The organism is Methylomonas koyamae (assembly GCF_001644025.1).
GTDB lineage: Bacteria > Pseudomonadota > Gammaproteobacteria > Methylococcales > Methylomonadaceae > Methylomonas > Methylomonas koyamae_A.
The window spans coordinates 1-21005 of the sequence record NZ_LUUK01000067.1; the positions used below are offsets into that span (position 1 = coordinate 1).

General features: G+C 57.7%; 19 protein-coding genes and 1 pseudogene. 5 read left to right on the forward strand and 15 right to left on the reverse strand.

Annotated elements, in window-relative coordinates; all coding sequences use genetic code 11:
• The first annotated feature begins 559 nt into the window (after window positions 1-559).
• The 4 genes and pseudogenes from A1355_RS06180 (at window position 560) to A1355_RS06195 (ending at window position 6519) form a co-directional block, all read left to right on the forward strand.
• Window positions 560-1414 carry a hypothetical protein gene (locus tag A1355_RS06180; RefSeq protein WP_064026082.1) on the forward strand — a complete coding sequence of 285 codons (855 nt, stop codon included), beginning with the start codon at window positions 560-562 and terminating at the stop codon, window positions 1412-1414.
• A gap of 116 nt (window positions 1415-1530) precedes the next feature.
• Window positions 1531-2070 (forward strand): annotated as a pseudogene (locus A1355_RS06185) (REP-associated tyrosine transposase).
• A gap of 145 nt (window positions 2071-2215) precedes the next feature.
• A complete protein-coding gene (locus A1355_RS06190) occupies window positions 2216-5593 on the forward strand; it encodes a response regulator (protein ID WP_064026084.1) in 3378 nt (1125 codons plus the stop codon).
• Window positions 5590-6519, forward strand: a complete 930-nt coding sequence (locus A1355_RS06195) for a response regulator transcription factor (protein ID WP_064026086.1) — start codon at window positions 5590-5592, stop codon at window positions 6517-6519. Before A1355_RS06190 ends, A1355_RS06195 begins: the two co-directional genes overlap by 4 nt.
• 63 nt (window positions 6520-6582) lie before the next feature.
• Here A1355_RS06195 and fabG read toward each other — a convergent pair whose 3' ends face one another.
• The 6 genes from fabG to A1355_RS06225 form a co-directional block, all read right to left on the reverse strand.
• The gene (fabG, locus tag A1355_RS06200) at window positions 6583-7311 is read right to left on the reverse strand and encodes a 3-oxoacyl-ACP reductase FabG (protein WP_064026088.1); all 729 of its coding nucleotides are present in this window, start codon (window positions 7309-7311) and stop codon (window positions 6583-6585) included.
• A complete protein-coding gene (gene fabD / locus A1355_RS06205) occupies window positions 7304-8260 on the reverse strand; it encodes an ACP S-malonyltransferase (RefSeq protein ID WP_064026090.1) in 957 nt (318 codons plus the stop codon). Before fabD ends, fabG begins: the two co-directional genes overlap by 8 nt.
• Before the next feature lies 1 nt (window position 8261).
• The gene (locus tag A1355_RS06210) at window positions 8262-9230 is read right to left on the reverse strand and encodes a beta-ketoacyl-ACP synthase III (protein ID WP_064026092.1); all 969 of its coding nucleotides are present in this window, start codon (window positions 9228-9230) and stop codon (window positions 8262-8264) included.
• On the reverse strand, window positions 9227-10255 hold the full coding sequence (gene plsX, locus A1355_RS06215; protein ID WP_082885389.1) for a phosphate acyltransferase PlsX: 1029 nt from the start codon (window positions 10253-10255) through the stop codon (window positions 9227-9229). The genes A1355_RS06210 and plsX overlap by 4 nt, the downstream gene beginning before the upstream one ends.
• An 84-nt stretch (window positions 10256-10339) precedes the next feature.
• Window positions 10340-10522, reverse strand: coding sequence for a 50S ribosomal protein L32 (rpmF, locus tag A1355_RS06220; protein WP_064026096.1), 183 nt, complete (start codon window positions 10520-10522; stop codon window positions 10340-10342).
• Between the two features lies 1 nt (window position 10523).
• A complete protein-coding gene (locus A1355_RS06225; protein ID WP_064026098.1) occupies window positions 10524-11036 on the reverse strand; it encodes a YceD family protein in 513 nt (170 codons plus the stop codon).
• A gap of 68 nt (window positions 11037-11104) precedes the next feature.
• Here A1355_RS06225 and A1355_RS06230 point away from each other — a divergent pair, with 68 nt between their 5' ends.
• Window positions 11105-11683 carry a Maf family protein gene (locus A1355_RS06230; protein ID WP_064026100.1) on the forward strand — a complete coding sequence of 193 codons (579 nt, stop codon included), beginning with the start codon at window positions 11105-11107 and terminating at the stop codon, window positions 11681-11683.
• Window positions 11684-11696: 13 nt separating this feature from the next.
• On the opposite strand, the gene A1355_RS06235 is transcribed toward A1355_RS06230, so the two are convergent.
• From A1355_RS06235 to A1355_RS06275, 9 genes are all read right to left on the reverse strand, one after another.
• A complete protein-coding gene (locus tag A1355_RS06235; RefSeq protein WP_064026102.1) occupies window positions 11697-12554 on the reverse strand; it encodes an HDOD domain-containing protein in 858 nt (285 codons plus the stop codon).
• Between the two features lie 5 nt (window positions 12555-12559).
• The gene (locus A1355_RS06240; RefSeq protein WP_064026105.1) at window positions 12560-13141 is read right to left on the reverse strand and encodes a lytic transglycosylase domain-containing protein; all 582 of its coding nucleotides are present in this window, start codon (window positions 13139-13141) and stop codon (window positions 12560-12562) included.
• 6 nt (window positions 13142-13147) lie between these two features.
• Window positions 13148-14350, reverse strand: a complete 1203-nt coding sequence (gene purT, locus A1355_RS06245) for a formate-dependent phosphoribosylglycinamide formyltransferase (protein WP_064026107.1) — start codon at window positions 14348-14350, stop codon at window positions 13148-13150.
• Window positions 14350-15942, reverse strand: coding sequence for a MutS-related protein (locus A1355_RS06250; RefSeq protein ID WP_064026109.1), 1593 nt, complete (start codon window positions 15940-15942; stop codon window positions 14350-14352). The genes purT and A1355_RS06250 overlap by 1 nt, the downstream gene beginning before the upstream one ends.
• A gap of 36 nt (window positions 15943-15978) precedes the next feature.
• A complete protein-coding gene (gene hemH / locus A1355_RS06255; RefSeq protein ID WP_064026111.1) occupies window positions 15979-16956 on the reverse strand; it encodes a ferrochelatase in 978 nt (325 codons plus the stop codon).
• A gap of 1 nt (window position 16957) precedes the next feature.
• Window positions 16958-17503, reverse strand: a complete 546-nt coding sequence (gene folE / locus A1355_RS06260; RefSeq protein WP_064026113.1) for a GTP cyclohydrolase I FolE — start codon at window positions 17501-17503, stop codon at window positions 16958-16960.
• Between the two features lie 40 nt (window positions 17504-17543).
• Window positions 17544-18530 (reverse strand): tRNA dihydrouridine(20/20a) synthase DusA, encoded by a 987-nt coding sequence (gene dusA, locus A1355_RS06265; protein ID WP_064026115.1) that lies wholly within the window; start codon window positions 18528-18530, stop codon window positions 17544-17546.
• Window positions 18531-18657: 127 nt separating this feature from the next.
• On the reverse strand, window positions 18658-20049 hold the full coding sequence (locus A1355_RS06270; RefSeq protein ID WP_157197770.1) for a DUF1302 family protein: 1392 nt from the start codon (window positions 20047-20049) through the stop codon (window positions 18658-18660).
• 53 nt (window positions 20050-20102) lie between these two features.
• A complete protein-coding gene (locus A1355_RS06275) occupies window positions 20103-21005 on the reverse strand; it encodes an outer membrane lipoprotein-sorting protein (RefSeq protein WP_064026120.1) in 903 nt (300 codons plus the stop codon).

Below are 21005 nucleotides of genomic sequence, written 5' to 3' on the forward strand. Positions count from 1 at the left end.
TTTCGCTACGAAAACCATCCATGGTTTTCGCCCTGCGGGCCAGCCTATCGGCTGTTCAAATTCGTTCCGGACGAATTTGTGCTTGGCCAAAAGAAAGTATCCAAAGAAAAGGCCACCCCATGCCGCTTATATCCTGCGCTCCTGCGGGTTTGAGCGGGGTTTTTGGAAGGGCTATCCATAGCCCTCCAAAAACGCGCGGCATCCCTGCCGCGCCCCTGTCGGGCAACTCCGCTCAAACCCTCCGGTGCTCGGCGCGGCATCAGGGGTTAACCCCGTCGCGATATGGAAGATTATTCGATGATTTTGAAAGCTAGGATTTTAATGGTGTCGTAGGATGCTGCCGACGAAAGGAGGCGCATCGTTTGCGACCGATGCGCTTCACTCCGTTCAGCACATCCTATAGGACTCGGAGCGGTAAACGGAGTTTAACTCATCGCGGTAGATAAGGTGTTATGTGAATTTGAAAATTAAAATTGATGTGTAGGATTGGTAGTTTTACTCACCATCTCATTAATTCGATTAGACTCAAGTATTTATTGCCTCGGATTTGCCTCATTCTATGAATATTTTCCCAGAAATAACAGAGCGCAAAAAATATAACCATACCGCTCTTCAATGCAAAATTGATCTAATTAGAAACTTATATGAAGAGTCTAGTATCAACCTAAATTCAACAAGTCAGCTACATGAGCTACTAAAAAGTGCCGAAAAGCTTGCTTTTGATTGGAGTACTGGTAATAACGAAGCTGCTAATATGGATTTGCTATTTAAATCACTGCATATTGAAAGAATATCAAGCGCGACTCAGAAGCTACGCAATGAAATTCAGCGAGAAAAATATTTAAGAGATTTGTTGAAAGGAACATTAAACTTTTTTGAGAGAAAGTCTTCTCATGCAAAAAACATACTATGGGAATTGGAAGTCTTTACGCAGATTAGAGAAACTATTTCCGATACTAGTCTTGCTGAGCCTGATATTGTTGTCAGTATCCAAAATCAAAAAATTGCCATTCCATGTAAAAAGATATATTCAGAGAAAGGTGTTTCAAAAGTTCTATCTAATGCAGTCTATCAATTCGAGAATATTTTTGATTTTGGAATTGTTGCAATGAACATTGATGATTTGATTCCCGAAAACACTTTATTACAGGCAAGAACATTCGAAGAGCTTGGTAATAAATTACATAGCAATAACATGACTTTTCTTGCGAACCATGAGCGTTGTTTTAGGAAATATTTATCAAAAAGCAGAATAATTGGTGTTATTGTATCAACTGCTTTAGTTGCAGATATTATAGAAGAATCTCCGAAATTTAATAACGCCCATCAATGGACTATTTGGACGACACCAGAATTACTGCCAAACCACGCTAAAGCAATTTCGTTTTTTAGGGAAAAGGTTATTGGTGCATGATGGTTCTTGCGCTCTGTATTCAAGCATCGTCTTAACGTTGGGTGGGCACATGCTTTTCGTGCCCACGCGGAAAAGCCACAACCCCCGAATTAACCGCCAAAAATTAACAACCAAAAATGTCCCGTTACCGCCGCTCGCAAAATCCCGGTGCAACGTATTTCTTCACGGTGGTGAAGTATCGGCGGCAGGTAATTTTATGTGATGAACCGGTGCGGGCGGCTTTACGATGAGCGATTGCAAGCACTCGCGCCAAACGGTCGTTTACCATCGACGCCTGGGTGTTGTTGCCGGATCATTTGCATGCCATTTGGACACTGCCGGCGGACGATGGAGATTTTACGACCCGTTGGAGCGTGATCAAACGGCAGGTGAGCGTGGTTTGTGGCGAAGCATATCGGCGGGCCGAATGGATTAATGCGTCGAAACAAAAACATCGGGAATCGACCTTATGGCAACGCCGGTATTGGGAACATCAAATTCGGGATGAAACCGATTTTGCCCGACATATGGATTATGTTCATTTTAATCCGGTGAAACACGGCTATTGCCGGCGAGTCAGCGAATGGCCTTATTCGACGTTTCATCGGTATGTTAACGAAGGCGTTTATCCGATGGATTGGGGAGATGGCGTTGATGTTACGGTTGCGGGGGAATGAAAGGTTTGTCCGCGTGGGCACGTAAACCGTGCCCACCCTACGAAATCGGGATGGTTTTTATCCCCTGATGTCGCGTTTTTAAAGTATCGCGGCTGTCGGTCCGCGAACCAGCATTAAATCACCCGTCGCGTCAGCGACACAACATATGAAAGCCATCCACCAAAACATCACCAAAATCCGCCGCGACTACAACCTGCTGGTCGCCAACGAAACCCTGGAAGATTACGCGCTCCGCTACGCCCCGCGCAGCTTCCGCAAGTGGTCGGAGTTCGAAGTCGCCAATACCGCCTTCGGCTCGACCTCGTTTCTGGTGCTGGAAGCGATCGGCGGGTTTTTGTCGATCAACTACGGCTTCACCAATGCCTTTTGGGCCATCATCGCGGTCGGCGTGGTGATCTTCATCACCTCATTGCCGATCAGCTATTACGCGGCCCGCTTTCATATCGACATCGATTTGCTGACCCGCGCCGCCGGCTTTGGCTACATCGGTTCGACGGTGACCTCGCTGATTTATGCTTCGTTCACCTTCACGCTGTTTGCGTTGGAGGCCTCGATCATGTCGCTGGCGCTGGAGTTGTATTTTCAAATACCACTGGCCTATGCCCACGTGATCAGCGCGCTGATCGTGATTCCGCTGGTGACCTTCGGGATTACCACGATCAGCCGGATGCAGTTGTGGACCCAACCGGTGTGGCTGGCCTTGCTGATCGCGCCGTATATCGCGGTGGCGCGGACCGAGCCGGAAGCGTTGATGACGTTGGAGACCTATTTTTGGATCGCCGGCAGCGGCCAGGGCTTCGATTGGCTGCTGTTCGGCAGCGCGGCGACGGTGGCCTGTTCGATGGTGGCGCAGATCGGCGAACAGGTGGATTTTCTGCGCTTCTTGCCGGACAAGACCGCCGAGAACAAATGGCGCTGGTGGGCGGCGATGCTGAGCGCCGGGCCGGGCTGGGTGGTATTCGGCGTGCTCAGGCAGTTGCTTGGCGCCTTGTTGGCCCATTTGGCGATACGCCACGGCATCGCCCCGGAACATGCCCACGAGCCGACCCAGATGTATCTGGTGGCGTACAACGAACTATTCGAAGATCCGCGCTGGGCCTTGGCCGCGACGGCCTTGTTCGTGGTGTTGAGCCAAATCAAGATCAACGTCACCAATGCCTATGCCGGGTCGCTGGCCTGGTCCAATTTCTTCTCGCGGCTGACTCATAGCCATCCCGGCCGGGTGGTGTGGTTGTTGTTTAACGTGATGATCGCGCTGCTGTTGATGGAATTCGGCGTGTTCGGCGCGCTGGAAAAGGTGCTGGGGCTGTTTTCGAATATGTCGATCGCCTGGATCAGCACGGTCGCGGCCGAGTTGATGATTAACAAGCCGCTGGGCTTGAGTCCGAAGGAAGTCGAGTTCAAGCGGGCCTATTTGTCCGATCTGAATCCGGTCGGCATGGTGGCGACCTTCGTCGCGTCGGTGGTGTCGATACTGGCTTACGTCGGTTTGTTCGGCGAATGGCCCAAAGCCTTTTCGGCGTTCATCGCGCTGGGCCTGGCATTCGTGTTGGCGCCGGCCTTAGCCTGGTGGAGCAAGGGCCAGCATTATCTGGCGCGCGATCGCGACGAACACAACCGCTACGCCCGCAACACTTGTTCGATTTGCGAGAACGAGTTCGAACACGACGACGTGGCCTATTGTCCGGCCTACGCCGGCAGCATTTGTTCGTTGTGCTGCACGTTGGACGCGCGCTGTTTGGACGCCTGCAAGGTCGGCTATCGCTTCGACGATTATTTGGAACGCCTCGCCAAACGCGGTTTGCCGAATTTTTTGAGTCTGTACGTGCGCCTGCGGCTGTTGCGCTTCGGTTTGTTGTTTGTGTTTCTGTCAGTGTTGACCGGGATTTTCGTCAGCATCATTTACTACCAGGATTTGTTGAGCATTCGCCAGGATTGGCCGGCCTTCCAGTTATTGCTGAACAATTTCCTGAAAATATACGCCTCGTTGCTGGTGTTCATCGGCCTATGCACCTGGTGGCTGATCTTGAATGCCGAAAGCCGCAAGGTGGCGCAAGAGGAAACCGCCAAGCAGACCCAACTCCTGTTGCAGGAAATCGAGGAACATCAGAAAACCGACTTGAAATTGCAACAAGCGCTGAAAATGGCCGACGCCGCCAATCAGGCCAAGAGCCGTTTCCTCAGCAGTATGAGTCATGAAATCCGCTCGCCGCTGAACAGCATTATCGGCTACGCCCATATCTTGAACCAAGACCCCAGCATTCCGGAGCACCGGCGCCAGGCCGTCGATACCGTCAAGCGGAGCGGCGAGCATTTATGCGCATTGATCGAGGACATTCTGGATATTGCCCGGATCGAGGCGCGCAAATTCGATCTGAAGCAGGAAGCCTTTAACTTTCCGTTGTTCATCGAGCATTTGGTGCATACCTACCAGGCACAGGCCGAGGACAAGGGCTTGCGCTTCGTTTGCCAGATCGGCAACACCCTGCCGCAGCGAGTGCGCGGCGACGAGAAGCGGGTGGGGCAGATCTTGATCAACTTGCTCGGCAACGCGGTCAAATTTACCGACAGCGGCGAAATCGTGCTGCGGATAGGCTATAGCGGCGGCGTCGTCAATTTTCAGGTGATCGATACCGGCGCCGGCATAGCGGATGAGCAATTGCAAAATATCTTTCAGCCCTTTACCCGGCTCAATCAGCCGACCGGCAACGCGGTGGCCGGCAGCGGCTTGGGTTTGACGATCAGCAAGATCTTGACCGAAGTGATGGGCGGCGAAATAACGGTGAAAAGCCGACTCGGCGAGGGCTCGACCTTCAGCGTGCGCCTACTGTTGCCGAGTTTGAACGTCGATGCCGAGCCGGAACCGCGCGCGGACATCGTCGGCTATCACGGCGTCCGCCGCAAGATTTTGGCGGTGGACGATCAGCGCGAGCATCGCGATTTGCTGCGGGCTTTGTTGGAGCCCTTGGGCTTCGAGGTTTGCGAAGCGGATTCGGGCGAGGAATGCCTGGTTCGGGTAGCCGAGCAATGTCCCGATCTGGTGATGTTGGACATTTCGATGACCGGTATCGACGGCATCGAAACCGCGATCCGGCTGCGCGAGCAGGGTTGGGCGATGCCGATCATCGTACTGAGCGCCAATGCCTATCCCAGCGACCGGCTGGCGGCACTGAATGCCGGCTGCAACGACTTTCTGGCCAAGCCGGTCCGGGTGGGCGATTTGATGGACAAATTGAAATTGTATTTGGCGCTGAGCTGGCTGTACCGCGACGAGGTCGCGGCGGTCGAGCCGGGCATTCGGGCGGCGTTGGCGGTGCCGCCGGAACCTCTGTTGCAGGGCTGTGTCGATTGCGTAAGGATCGGCGATCTGCTGGCCCTAAAAAAGCAATTGGACGAACTGGCCGCGGCGCATCCGGACTATGCCGGCTATTTTGCCAAACTGAAAACACTGGCCGGCGAGTTCCGGGTCGGCGAACTACGCAAATTGTTGAACATGAACCCGAAAACGCAGGAGGCACGATGAACGGCACCTATGGCAGTAGTGGTACGGTCTTGATCGTCGACGATACGCCGGGCAATCTGGCTCTGTTGTCAGATACCTTGTCGGAAGCCAATTACCGGGTCTTGGTCGCCACCGACGGTTGCTCGGCGATCGAACAAATTCAATACGTCAAACCCGACATCATTTTGTTGGACGTGATGATGCCCGGCATCGACGGCTTCGAAACCTGTAGCCGGCTGAAAGCCGATCCGGCCACCGCCGCGATTCCGGTGTTGTTCATGACCGGCCTTAGCGAGCTGGACCATTTGTTGCGCGGTTTCGGCGAAGGAGCGCTGGATTACATCGTCAAACCAATCAGGCCGGCCGAAGTGCTGGCGCGCATCGAAGTGCATCTGACCCAAACCCGCAATTTGCTGCGGGCCGAAGGGGTGCTGGACGACGGCGAATTCGCCGCGCTGGCGGTCGATGCCGGCGGCCGGATCGTCTGGTTAACGACGGCCGCCGCCGCCTGGCTGGCGGATTTTAAGCGCGGGCAGGGCGAGGCGGGGGCGTGCGGACTCGGCGACGCGTTGCCGGGCCGTTTATTGGCCTGGTTCGCCAACTGGCGCGGCGACGGCGCCAAGGCGCCGGACGGGGAAAGCTTTGGCGCGGCGGCCGGCTTCAGCGTTGAGATCGGCGTGTGCCACCACCCGGACGAATATTTGTTGCTGCTCAGGCGCGAGGACGACGGGGCCTGGAATCCTGAACAATTGCGCGAGCGCTTGAAACTGACCTTCCGCGAAGCCGAAATTCTGATGTGGATTGCTCGCGGTAAAACCAACAAGGAAATCGGCATTATCCTCGGCAGCAGCCCGCGCACAATCAACAAGCATCTGGAACACATCTTCGAAAAGCTCGGCGTCTCGACCCGCGCGGCGGCGGTTGCAGCGGCATTGCAGAGCGGTTGAGCCATAAAAAAAGCCCGCGGCCGGATCGGCGGCGGGCTTTTGGGCGTGTGGGCGGTCGCCGGCTTAGGGCATGTACATGCCGCCGTTGACGTGCAGGGTTTCGCCGGTGATATAGGAGGCTTGCTCCGAGGCCAGGAAGGATACCGCGTGGGCGATTTCTTCCGGTTGGCCGAGGCGGGCCAGCGCGATCGCGCCCAGCAGGCTGTTTTTGATGTCGGCGCCCAATTCCTTGGTCATATCGGTATCTATGAAACCCGGCGAGACGGTGTTGACGGTGATGCCGCGCGAGCCGACTTCCTTGGCCATCGACTTGGCGAAACCGACCATGCCGGCCTTGGCGGCGGCGTAGTTGGTTTGGCCGGCGTTGCCGGTCGAGCCGACCACCGAGGAAATATTGATGATGCGGCCGTACCGGGCCTTCATCATGCCGCGCGAGACGGCTTTACACATTCTGAACACCGAGGTCAGATTGGTGGCGATGATGTCGTCCCATTCCTCGTCTTTCATCCGCATCAGCAAGTTGTCGCGGGTAATGCCGGCGTTGTTGACCAGCACGGCCGGCGTGCCGAATTCGTCGCCGCTGATTTTGACGAAGTGCTCGATATCGGCGGCGTCGGCCACGTTGAGCTTGTAGCCCTTGCCGTTGTCGCCCAAATACGCGGAAATGGCGTCGGCGCCAGCGGCGGAGGTGGCGGTGCCCAGCACGTGGAAGCCGTCGGCGGCTAGTCTTTCGGCAATGGCCCGGCCAATACCCCGGCTCGCGCCGGTGACGATGGCGATTTTTTTATCCATTCAATTGCTCCACAACGTTGGCTAGGGTGTCCGGATCGTAGACCGCCAAGTGGGCGGCGTCCGGGGCGATGCGTTTGTTCAGGCCCAGCAGCACTTTGCCGGGGCCGCATTCGACAAAGGCGGTCACGCCTTGTTCGTGCATGAATTTGACGCTCTCGACCCAGCGCACCGGTTTGAATAGTTGTTCTTTCAGCGCATAGCGGATGACTTCCGGCGAGCCGTGCGATTTGACGTCCGCGTTGTGGATCAACGTCATCGCCGGCATGTCCAGCGCGGTGTTTTCCAGCAACGCCGCCAGTTGGCCGGACGCGGCTTCCATCAAACCGCAGTGCGAGGGCACGCTGACCGGCAGTTTTAACGCGCGCTTGGCGCCCAGTCCTTTCAGAGCGTCGATGGCTCTATCGACCGCTGCGGCGGCGCCGGCAATCACGACTTGGCCGGGGGCGTTGAAATTGGCGGCCGCGACGATTTCGCCGTTGGCTACTTCGGCGCAGGTGTTAACTACTTGGTGGTCTTCCAGGCCGAGGATGGCCGCCATCGCGCCCTCGCCGGCCGGCACGGCTTCCTGCATCAGGCGGCCGCGTTCGGCGACCAGTTTGATCGCGTCTTGGAAATTCAGCGCGCCGGAGCAAACCAAGGCGGTGTATTCGCCCAAGCTATGGCCGGCCATCCAGGCTGGACGGATCGTGGTGGTTTCGCACCAAACCCGCCAAGCCGCGACGCCCGCCGCCAGCATGGCCGGCTGGGTGTTGCGGGTTTGATTCAGGTCGGTTTCCGGACCGTTGGCGACCAGATTCCACAGATCGAATCCCAGTGCTTCGGAGGCTTGGGCGAAGGTGTGTTCGACGGTCGGGTGGGTTTCGGCCAGCGCGGCCAGCATGCCGATGCTTTGCGAGCCTTGGCCGGGGAAAACGAAGGCCAGATTGTAGCTTTGTGCGTTTGGATTCATTTCAGTACCGAATTAAAGCGGAACCCCAGGTAAAACCGGCGCCGAAGGCTTCCATCAGCACGGTTTGGCCGCGTTGAATGCGGCCGTCGCGCACGCCTTCGTTGAAGGCCAGCAGCACGGAGGCGGAGGAGGTATTGCCTTGGTTTTCCAACGTGAGGATGACTTGGTCCATCGACATGCCCAGCTTTTTGGCGGTGGCGGCGATGATGCGGGTGTTGGCCTGATGCGGTACCAGCCAGTCGATATCGCTTTGGGCCAAACCGCTGGCTTCCAGGGTTTCGTCGACGATACGGCCCAATGTGTTGACCGCGACCTTGAAGACTTCGTTGCCGCGCATGCTGATATAGGGCGCTTCGTCCTGCTTGGCGGTCGCCGCGACTTGCGGGTTGGGGCAATACAACAGGTCTTCGTAGCCGCCGTCGGAATGAATATGGGTGGACAGGATGCCGGGCCGGTCGCCGGCGCTCAGCAACACCGCGCCGGCGCCGTCGCCGAACAGGATGCAGGTACCGCGGTCGCTCCAATCGACGATACGCGAGCATATTTCGCTGCCGACCACCAATACGGTTTTGGCGAAGCCGCTTTTGATGTATTGGTCGGCGATGCTGAGGGCGTAGACGGTGCCGGAACAGGCGGCCTGAATGTCGAAACCCACGCCGCGCTTGATGCCCAGGCGCTCTTGCAATAGACAGGCAGTGCTGGGGTAGACTCGCTCCGGCGTACCGGTAGCGACGATGATCATGTCGATGGCGTCGGCCGGCAGATTGGCCATCTCCAGCGCCTGACGGGCGGCGATCTCGGCCATGCTGGAGGCGGTTTCGTCCGGCCCGGCGATCCGCCGGCTTTTGATGCCGGTGCGTTCCTGGATCCAACTATCCGAGGTATCGACCATCGTCGAAATGTCGTCGTTGGTTCGGACGGTTTCGGGCAAGTAGCCGCCGGTGCCGATCACTTGAGACCAGATTGTCATGCCACAACCTTTTGGGCTAGCGCGATTTCCAATTTTTCGCTGATTTTACGGATGACGCCTTGCGCCACTTCGACTTCGGCCAGATGGATCGCGGTTTCGAAGGCCAACGCGTCGGCGCCGCCGTGACTTTTGATGACCAAGCCGCGCAAACCGATGAAACTGGCGCCGTTGTAAAGACGCGGGTCGATGCTGTCCTTGAAGCGTTTCAGCACCGGATAGGCCACCAGGCCGGCCAGCTTGGTCAGCCAGTTTTGCGAAAAGCTGTCCTTGAGTTTGGAACTGATCATTTTCGCGGCACCTTCGATCGATTTTAACGCCACGTTACCGACAAAGCCATCGGTGACGATTAGATCGACCTTGGTATGGCCGGCGTTGATCGAATTGCCTTCGACGTAACCGATGTAGTTGAGCTCGGAATTTTCCAGCAATTTCGCGGCCGCCTTGACCTGCTCGTTGCCTTTCATGTCTTCTTCGCCGATGTTCAACAGGCCGACGCGGGGGCGTTCGATGTTTTCGACCGCCTTGACCACTTCCTCGCCCATCACCGCGAATTGGTACAGGTGCTCGGCGCTGGAATCGACGTTCGCGCCCAGGTCCAGCACATGGGTGTGGCCGAAGGTGGAGGGCAGCGTCGAAATGATGGCCGGCCGGTCGATGCCGGGGATCATTTTCAACACGAAACGGGCGGTCGCCATCAACGCGCCGGTATTGCCGGCGCTGACGCAGGCGTCGGCCCGGCCTTCCTGAACCAGGTTGATCGCGACCCGCATCGACGAATCTTTCTTGTTTTTCAGAGCCTTTTGCGGCGGTTCGTCCATTTCCACCACCTGCGATGCATGTTCAATGCTAAGCCGGCCGGCGAATTCGGTCAGGGCCGAGCCGAGCTTGTCCTTCAGCAAGGTTTCGTCGCCGACCAGGATCAAATTCAGTTTCGGGTTTTTTCTTAGACAAACCAGCGATGCGGGTATCGTGACTTGCGGTCCGAAATCCCCGCCCATGGCATCGATAGAGAGAGTTACGCTCACGCTTGGGATTAACTCCTGTGGTCGGAAGAAGCCGACAACAGCAGAAATACCCGTCGGCTTTACGTGATGGTGAATTTGCGAAGATTAATCTTCGTCTCTGCCGGCAACGATCTGGCGGCCTTTGTAAAAACCGTCCGGGGTCATGTGGTGACGCAGATGGGTTTCGCCGGTCAGGGTGTCCTGAGACAGGGTTTTGCCGACCAATGCATCGTGTGAACGACGTTGACCGCGTCTGGAACGCGATACTTTGCTCTTTTGTACTGCCATTTCAATCTCCAGTTTTTTTAAGTTTTGCTAACACGGAAAAAGGATTGTCTGCCTTAGTCCGGCTATCGGTGTAGTCGTTGTCCGAGGAGCTGTTGCGCTCGAGACAGCGGTGCTCGTGTCTGGGAAAATCCGGAATCGCCAGCAGGATTTCGTCCTCGACAACCGCATGTAGCGAGATTTTGTCGTCGTCCAGCACTATCGGTTCGTAATCTTCCAATCGTTCGGCCTCGGTCGGCGTGGCGACGACGGCCAATTTGAAGCGAATGTCCAGTGGCCAGGCCACGCCTTGCAGGCAGGACTGGCATTCCAGTTGCACCGTGCCGACGATTTGGCCGCTCAACACGACACGCTTGCCTTCCTTGTCGAATTCCAGCCTGACGTCCACCGCGCCGTCGCGCTCGACAAGGTAATCCGACAAGCGTTCGAATTGGGCTAGCGCGAGCTGGCCCGCCACGGTGCCGCGCCTTTCGGCGAACACCAGAGGATCGATACGGTCGGGAAACTTGTCTGACATAACTGTACAATGATACAGACTACTCGCGGCCGCGTCAAACAAACACTCGATTAAACAATCACCTAGCCATGTCCGCTCTCGTTCTCGCTTCCGGCTCGTCTTACCGTCGGCAACTGCTGGCGCGCTTGCAACTCGAATTTACCGCCGCCGCCAGCGATGTCGACGAGGCGCCGCTGGTCGGCGAAACACCGGCCGACCTGACGGCTCGCTTGGCGCTGGCCAAGGCTCAGGCTTTGCGCGCCGTGTATCCAGAGCACTTGATTATCGGCTCGGATCAAGCGGCGGCAATAGACGGTGCTACCTTGGGCAAACCCGGTGGTCGGGAGGGGGCGATTCGGCAGCTCGCCCTGCAAGCCGGTCGGGTCGTGACATTTTACACTGCGGTTTGTTTGCTCGACGCCGGTTCCGGCCGCTGCTGGTGCGATCTCGATGTCTGCCAAGTGCATTTCCGGCCACTGACGCCGGCGCAAATCGAGCGTTACGTCGATCGCGAACAGCCGTTCGATTGTGCGGGTAGTTTCAAGTCCGAGGGATTGGGAATCGCGCTGTTCGAAAAAGTCGTCGGCGACGATCCGAATGCCTTGATCGGCTTGCCGCTGATCAAACTGACCAGGTTACTGGAACAGGCCGGCGTTTCGGTTTTGTAGGGTAGCGCGAACTTTAGTGAAAGCGCTTGCCCGGCGACAGCAATTCGAACATGTGCATGAATTCGCCTTCCACCTGTCCCATCAAGGCGATGATTTGTTCGCGGCTCAGCCGGGTCAGCGACAGCGATTGTTCCGACAGCATCGCCGCCGTGGCCTCGACGCCGTCCGCGTAGCGACCGCTATCGGCCAGCAGGGCCGAGATGTGTAGCAAGTGAGCGTCCAGTTTGTGGACCAAGGCGCGATTCGGTTCCAGGTAGCAGCCGACGGTTTCGTATAGGGATTCCGGTAGGCCCCAGCTTTTCAGCAGTTCCTGACCGACGTCGGCGTGGGTAAAGCCGATAATCTGGTATTCGAAGCCGGGCACTAAGCCGCGGTCGTGGTTGGCCGCCAGCAATACGGTCCGTGCCGCGTCGGGCATCCGTATATATAAGACCAGCGAGCCGATGTCGTGCAGTAGGCCGGCCAGAAACAGCCGCTCGGCGTGTAACACGCCGCTGCGTTTGGCGAGCAGCCGAGCGATGACGCCGCAGTGCACGCTGCGCATCCAGTAGGCGGTCATATCCACCAGCTCGCAGGGAATCCGGCTGAATTCGTCGACGACCGACGTTGCCAGGATTAGATTGTTCAGATCGTCGACGCCGATGATGGTGATGGCGCGCGAAATTGTGTCTACCTTGGACTGAAAACCGTAAAACGGGCTGTTGACGATGCGCAGCAGCCGGGCGCTCAGCGCCGGGTCCTTGGAAATCACCTTGCCGAAATCCGTCATCGTGTAACGCGGATCGCGCACCATTTCGTTGAGTTGGAAATAGATGTCCGGCAGCGAGAACAGCTTGGTCGTGTCGTTGACCAGACTTTGTAGCGAGGACACGGGCGCTAGCCTTTTCCGTAGAGCGACATCACATGCTGGACATAATTTTGAGTCTCGGGGTAGGGCGGAATCGTGTAGTTATACTTCATCACCGCGCCTTCGCCGGCGTTGTAACCGGCCACGGCCAATTTCAGGTTGGAATTGAACATCGCTAATAGATCCTTCAGGTAGCGGGTGCCGCCGTCCACGTTTTGTTCGGCGTCGCGTCGGTCGCTGACGCCGTAACGCCGCGCGGTGTCCGGCATCAGCTGCATCAAGCCGACGGCTCCGGCGGACGACACGGCATTGGGGTTGTAGGCCGATTCGGCCTGAATCACCGCATGCAACAATTTGGGGTCCATCTGATGCTTGGCGGCGGCTTTGGCGATCAAGTCGTTGAACTTGCTTTTGTTCGCCGACAGATATTTTAGATCGTGATTGTAAGTTTTGGGACGGGTGCGGATGATCAGCCGGTAGTCGAAGCCTTTTTTCGGCTCGTCGGTGTAATACACCCGGCCGTCAGGCGCGACGTATTTGTAGATATCGGCCTGAACCGACCCGACGGCGAACAGCAGAAACCAAGCGGCGGGCAAGCGTTTCATCGCCATATTCGGCTAATCCGCCGCTAAGATCCTGATCGCGGCGGCGGCCCGCACCGCGTTGGCGGTGGCTTCCTCGACATCGGCGGCGGTTGCCAGCGCGACCCCCATCCGCCGGGTCGCGAAGGCTTCCGGTTTGCCGAACAGTCGCACTTCGCTGTCCGGCACCGCCAATGCTTGCGCCAAGCCGTGATAGACCACGTTTTTCGCATCGATGCCGCCCAAAATGACCGCGCTGGCCGCGACCTTGTCCAAGCCGGTGTCGACCGGCAGACCTAAAATCGCTCTGGCGTGCAAATCGAATTCGCTCTGACGTTGGCTTACCATCGTTACCATGCCGGTATCGTGCGGGCGCGGGCTGACTTCGCTGAACCAGACCCGGTCGCCGCTGACGAATAACTCGACGCCGAACAAGCCCAAGCCGCCCAAGGCTTCGGTGACTTTGCCGGCGATCTGTCGGGCCAGTGCCAGCGCCGCGTCGCTCATGGCCTGCGGTTGCCAGCTTTCCCGGTAGTCGCCGTTTTCCTGGCGGTGGCCGATCGGCGCGCAAAAATGGGTTTGGACGGTGCCGTCGGCGTCCAACGCGCGCACCGTCAGCAGGGTAATCTCGAAATCGAAATCGATTTTGGCCTCGACGATGACCTTGCCGGTATCGGTTCGGCCGCCGGCCTTGGCGTAATCCCAGGCGGCCTGGAGTTGATCGGCGGATTTAACCATCGATTGGCCCTTGCCCGACGACGACATGGTCGGTTTGATGAAGCAGGGATAGCCGATACCGTTTTCGACCGCGGATTTTAACTGTTCGAAGGTTTCGGCGAAGGCGTATCGGGACGTGGGCAAGCCCAGTTGCTCGGCGGCCAGTTGGCGGATGCCTTCGCGGTTCATCGTTAGTTGGATCGCCCTGGCGTTGGGTACCACGGTTGCCGAGCCTTGCGCTTCGATGTCGGCCAGCGCGGCGGTGGCGATGGCTTCCAGTTCCGGAATGATGTAGCGCGGCTGCTCCCTGGCGATCAGGGCCGTTACCGCCGCCGCGTCGGTCATGTCGATGACGTGGCTGCGATGGGCGACCTGCATCGCCGGGGCATTGGCGTAGCGGTCCACCGCGATGACTTCGACGCCGTAACGTTGCAGCGAAATTGCGATTTCCTTGCCCAATTCGCCGCTGCCCAGCAACAGGGCTTTAGTGGCGGCGGCGCTGATGGGGGTTCCTAGTGTCATCACGATTGGGCTAAATAGTGGTCGATATCTTGTTTGGAAAAGCCGATTTTCTTGGCCACCCGGTCGGCATGGCTGATCCGGGAAATGCCGGCTACCAATTTGAACGTCGGTAAATCGTCGGCGAATTCGACTTGTTTGGGGTCGGCGATTTTGCGTTTGACGAATTCGTCCACCAGTTGATGGTTGTGGGTAATCAGGATCGTACTGTTGCCTTTGCGGTAAAAACCGTCCAAGACATCGATCGACGATTGCATCTTCTCTTCAAAAGTAGTGCCTTCCGCCATTTCGTCAAGCACGACCAAGCTTTTCGCACTGCTGGCCAGGAAAATGTCCCGGGTGCGTTTCAGCTCGGTGCCGAAGCGGCCCTCGCCGTCGTCGAGGTGGCTGATTTCCGGCGCCTGGTAGAAAATTCGGTCGGCGACGCTGAGTTTGGCCGACTTGGCCGGTACGAAGCAGCCCACCTGAGCCAACAACTGGATTTGGGTAACGGTCTTGCAAAAAGCGGTCTTGCCGCCGCTGTTCGGTCCGGTGACGCAGACCAGACGGGCTTGATCCATCGTAAAATCGTTGCCGACATAGTCCGGGTTTTTATTGCCGAGTACCGGATTTTTAGCGTCGGTCAATACCATGTCGTGGCGCTCGCCGCCGTGCAGTTCCGGCAGCACCATATCGCTGCCGTAATGTTCGGCGTATTTGATGAAGGCCAGCAATTCGTCGAGTTGGCCCAAGGCGTCCAGCAAATCGCCCAGCGCCTTGGATTGGCGGAAGATATTGCGCAACGGAATGATGCAGTTGTCGCGGTCGTAACCGCCGACCACCGGAATATACACCAAGGCCAGCGGCAAAAAGAATACCGAGGCGATCGACAGGCCGTCGCGGGTCACTTCGAATATATTGGACGGGAAGACTTTGGTGATGCCCCAGATCACCGCGACGATCATGGCGATCAGTAGCGGCTTGAACAAGGTCGGTCGGAATATCGTCGCCGGCGCGAACGAGTGCTTGCGCTCTTCCTTGCTTTGGATGCCTTTTTCGCTGTTGTACACCGGGCCGACCATTAGCGAGTATTCGTTGCTGTCGGCAAACGCGGCGATTTTGTCGAAGATGGCTTGCAAGTACGGTGTTTTCGGCTTTCCGGAATTGTGGATGGCGCCGACCAGTTCCAGCGGAAGGCGGATGCCGCGACTATAGGGTTTGTAGCCGTAGCCTTCGATTTGATGGTCTTGGCGGGCGGTGCCGAAACTGCCCAGAAACTCGCCGAACAACAATACGTAGAGGCGTTTTTCGGTTTCGGCGGCGCGGGCCACGATCGTTTCGATGTTGTCGCGTACCGCCGGATTGTCCTGAATTTCCCGCACCGCCGCTTGTTTGGCGGCAATCGCGTCGGCGTCGGCCAACGGCTGGGTCAGCGAGCGGTACAGCACCGATTGGCCGGCGGTCGTCGCGGCGTAATTGACGTGGTCGAACAATTCGTCCACTTCGATGGTGTTGAACGCGCCTTGGTCGATGACGCCGGCGCCGGTCGGCGGCGGGGTGCTGGATCGCACCGTGGGCCATTGGTCATTCCAGCTTTCTAAGATATTCGCTTGCATGCTGCCTCCCCGGTTTTATTTTATGGTTCCGCGTTTCTAACGCGCGGTTTCGATCAAAGCTTGCATCACCTCGACGTGGGCGTCGCTGTCGTTCAAGGCCGGAATATAGCGGTAGGTTTCGCCGCCGGCTTCCAGAAAAATCTCCCGGTTGGCGATGGCAATTTCTTCCAAGGTTTCCAAACAGTCTACCGAGAATCCGGGGCACAGCACATCGATGTTGCGTATTCCCTGGGTCGGCAGTTCCGCCAAGACTTCCACGCAATAGGGTTTTAGCCATTCGGCGCGACCGAAGCGGGACTGGAATACCAGGCGCCATTGGTCTTCCGCCAGATCCAATTGCTCGGCAATCCGTTTAGCGGTGGCTTGGCATTGGTAAAAATACGGGTCGCCGAGTTCGGTCAGTTTAGCCGGCAGGCCGTGGAAAGACATTAGCAGACAGTCGGCCCGGCCGTGCTCGGCCCAATGCGCGCGTACCGAATCGGCCACGGCCCGAATGTAGGCCGGGTGTTGGTGGAATTCGCCGATAAAACGCAGCGACGGCAGATGCCGCCAGCCGACGAAGACTTCGGCGACCACGTCGAAAATCGACGCGGTGGTGGTCGAGGAATATTGCGGATACAGCGGCACGACGACGATGTCTTCGACGCCGTTTTGCTTGAATTCGGCCAGTTTCTCGGCCAGCGCGGGTTTGCCGTAACGCATCGCATATTCGACTTGAATGTCGGTGCCGGCCAGGCGCGCGGCCAGTTTTTCGGCCAGCCGTCGGGTGAACACGATCAGCGGCGAGCCTTGCTCGGTCCAGATCGCGCGATAGGCGTGGGCCGATTTTTTCGGGCGGAACGGCAGAATGAACAAATTCAGGATCAGCCACCACAACGGCCGAGGCAGATTGACGACGCGCGGGTCGCCCAGAAACTCGCGCAGAAAGCGGCGCACGTCGCCGATCTTGGTCGAGGCCGGCGAGCCCAGATTGACCAGCAGAACGCCGGTTTTGCGTAGCGCTTGCCGGCTCATGTTATTTGCGGTTGATCAGATTGAGGAATTCGGAACGGGTGCTGATTTCCTGACGGAAAATCCCGGTCATTACCGACGTGGTCATTACCGAGTTTTGCTTTTCGACGCCGCGCATCATCATGCACAAATGCTTGGCTTCGACAACCACCGCCACGCCGCGCGCGCCGATCGCGGTTTCCACCGCCGTGGCGATCTGCCGGGTCAGTTGTTCCTGGATTTGCAGGCGGCGGCCATACATGTCGACGATCCGCGCCAGTTTGGACAGTCCCAGCACCCGGCCCTGCGGCAGATAACCGATGTGGCATTTGCCGATGAAGGGCAGTAAGTGGTGCTCGCACAGCGAATACAGTTCGATGTCCTTGACGATGACCATGTCCTCGGTGTCGGCCTGAAAAATGGCATCGTTCAGCACGTCGTCCAGCGTTTGCTGGTAGCCCTTGTTCAGGAATTTGAAGGCTTCGGCGGCGCGTTTGGGCGTGTCGCGCAAACCTTCGCGGTTGACGTCTTCGCCTATCGCTTGAATGATTTTGGAAAAGTATTCTTCCATTGCCGTCCCCCAGGTAAAAAAATGCGGTGAGTATACCGTATCACCGGGTAAATTCTAAGGCGTCCAGCAAGACCCCGGCGCCGGCGCCGGGTTTGTTGGCATTCTCGCTGAGATGGCGCCGCCAGGCCCTGGCGCCGTCGACCCCGTGGAACAAGCCCAGGATATGCTTGGTGATCGCGTGCGGGCGCACGCCCAACCCGGCCTGTTGTTCGAGATAGGGCAGCATGGCTATCGCAATCTCGCGGCGGCTGGGAATCGTGCCGCTATTCCCGAACAGCTGGCGGTCGACTTCGGCCAGAATATAAGGGTTGTGATAGGCCTCGCGGCCCATCATCACACCGTCGATTTCTTGCAATAACTCGGCGGCGCTGTCCAGCGATGTCACGCCACCGTTGATGGCGATCGTCAAATGCGGAAAATCCTGTTTCAGTCGAAACACCATGTCGTATTGCAGTGGCGGAATCTCGCGGTTTTCCTTAGGCGATAGGCCCGACAGCCAGGCCTTGCGCGCGTGAACGATGAAGGTTTCGCAACCGGCCGCCGCCACAGTCGCGACGAACTGCGCGAGTTCTTCGTAGGAGTCCCGGTCGTCGATGCCGATACGCGACTTGACCGTTACCGGTATCGTCACCGCCGCGCGCATCGTTGCGACGCAATCGGCCACCAGTCCCGGCTCGGCCATCAGACAAGCGCCGAATCGGCCGTTTTGGACCCGGTCGCTCGGACAACCGACGTTCAGATTGACTTCGTCGTAGCCGTAGTCTTCGGCGATTTTTGCGCACAGCGCCAGATCGCCCGGATCGCTGCCGCCCAGTTGCAGGGCCAGCGGATGTTCCTCGGCGTTATAACGCAAATGCCGCTCCCGCCCGCCCTGCAAAATCGCTCCGGTGGTGACCATTTCGGTATACAGCAAGGCCTCGCGGGTCAGCAGACGATGAAAGTAGCGGCAATGCCGGTCGGTCCAATCCAGCATAGGCGCCACGCTGAAGCGGTGACTTGCGAACGGCCGGCTTTCGGTGTTTTGCATTCCTCAATATTCCACGAAATTTCAAACTAGGGGACGCTATCGTATCGCAACGCGGCGCTTCCTATCGAAACCGACGTGTTGGGTTGTTATCCGCGCGGGACCGCGCCGGCTTGGCGGGCAGACGGCTTTACAGCGAGTAACTGATGCTGAATCCGAGCCTGACGTCCTGGTCCAGAACCGGTAGCGCGCTTTGTTTGTTGGCGAACGTGCCGACCACGGTACCCATCACCGACCAATGGTCGTCGATCGAATAGGTCAGCATCGCGCTGGTCAAGGCTTGGCCGGCGTTGAGCGTGCCTTGGTTGTAGGAGATGAAGGTTAGGGTGTCGTTCCAAAAACGGCAGTTGTAGCGTATCAGCCAGGTGCCGAAGATGTCGCCGTTGCTGGTGCGCTCGCTGACGGCCAAGCCGCTGTCTTGGTCCAGAAACGAGCGTGCCTGTACCGAGGCATTGATGTTCTGGTCGTTGGTCAGCGCGTAGTCGAAGCCGAAGGATGCGCCGATTTGATCCTTGCGCGCGGTCGAGGTATGCGGGATCGGCGCAAGGATGTTCGTGTCCTCGAGCAGGCCCACGCTGTAGGCCAAGTCCAGCTTCAGCAACAACTTGCCGATGGCCCGGTTGGCGCTGGCGCCCAGCAGCCAATAACCGTTGTCCTTGGACTGGATGTGGCCGTTCAGCGTGGTCGGCGTCAGATAATGCAATTGGTTTTCCTGCAAATAGGCCGCCATCAGGGACAGGTCGCTGTGTTCGACCGACCATTGCATCCGCGCGCCGACTTCGATCGGGTGACGGTCAGGGTTGGGATCGTCGATCGGAAATAGCGGCGCCGAATAAGCCGGGCTGCCCTGGCGCGGCAGCGGGTTGAATTGCGGATTCAGATTGACGAACATGGCCCAGCGCCGATTGGCGGCGAAATGCTCCCAAACCGCGAACCATTGGTTGATGCGGGCGTCCTCCACCTCTATCGTGCTCAGGTCGCGGTATTCCAACACGTTCAAGGTGTCCAGCACCGAATTGCCCTCGGCCTCGCCCCACACTAAGGTCTGTCTGCCCAGCTTGAAGGTGTGGCTGCCGAAGGTCTTGCTCAGATACAACTCGTTCAGCCGCATTTCGACGTTGTCCAGGCGTTGTTCCATTTCGATGGACTGGCTGCTCAAGCCCTCGAAATCGTAATCGGACGGCCAGTACAGCTTGGCCTGGCCGCTGCCTTGCAGATTCCAGCCGGGGGCGAAGGGGTTTTGATATTTGACCAGCAGGCCGAGACGGTTGTCTTCGACGGTGGCTTGCTTGTGCCGGCCGGAATCGGTTTTGTGGTCGTGAACTTGCGCGTAAAGCAGTTGGGTGAATTTGAAGGTAAATCGGTCCAGCCAGCCTGAATCGGTATCGGTCGGCGGCGACGCCGAAGCGTCGTCGAATGCTAGCGAGCCGGTGTCCGGCAAGTCCAGCACCGGTTCGGACGCCAACGCCGCCGCGCTGGGCTCGGCGCGCGCGGGGAGCGCCAGACTCAAGACGACGGCCAAATACAGCCGTGACCGCTTAGGGCCAGGTTTGCGCGGTGGGCAAGCAATCACCGTCAGTTCGTTTGGGCCCGCAATTGTTCCAGCGTGGTTTCTCTAAAAGCCACGTCGGTTAACGTGCGCTGGGTCAGAAAGTCGTCGGGGATTTTTACGTTGCTGTTGATTTCGCTGCGGGCCATATTCGATAAGCGATTGGTGACGAGATTCATCATCGTTTGCGAACGCGCCGTCCAGACGCCTTTGATTTCCTCGACCTTGGAAGTCAGCAGGCGCTTGATTTCCTTGTTTTGCTTGTCGTACAGCTCGACCCGCAACGACACGTAGCGCTCCTTGTCGACGTACATTACCCGGCGGCCGTAGCGGGTCTTGCGGGCGCGCTCGGCATTGGGGATGGTTTCGATTTTCCAGACCGGCCGGCCCGCTTCCACGGTGTCGCCGAGCACATTGATCGTGTAGTCGTCCAGTTTGCCGGTTTCGGTGTCCTCGGTGGTGAATTCCGAGCCGAACAGCGAGGCCGGTTCGGAATCGTCGTCGGAATTGCCGCTGGCAATGCGCTTGACCTTACCCAGCGCCGACAGGTAGAGCCAGGTTTCGTTATCCTTGCCGGTTTCGTCGTAGCTGTAATTCAACATGCCGACGCCTTTTTCGGAGGCCGGTTCCAGTACGATGGTTACCGCCTTGGTGTCCTTTTTGTTCTTGCCGTCGTTGATGCCGACCGCTTCCAGCAGTTTTTCCCGAGGCGTTTCGGCGCAGGTGATTTTGTTGTCCTTGATGCCGTATTGGCAACTGGACAGGCGCGATTTGACGAAGGCCGAGTCGGTGATGCTGCGCTGATAATCCGACAGCTTTTCCAATATGGCCCGCCCGTCCGGCGCGCCGCCTTCCTCGGCCGCCGCCGGTTGAGCCAGTACGGCGCAGACGGCCGCCAGAATCAGCCGATTTGCAAAGCGATTACGCAT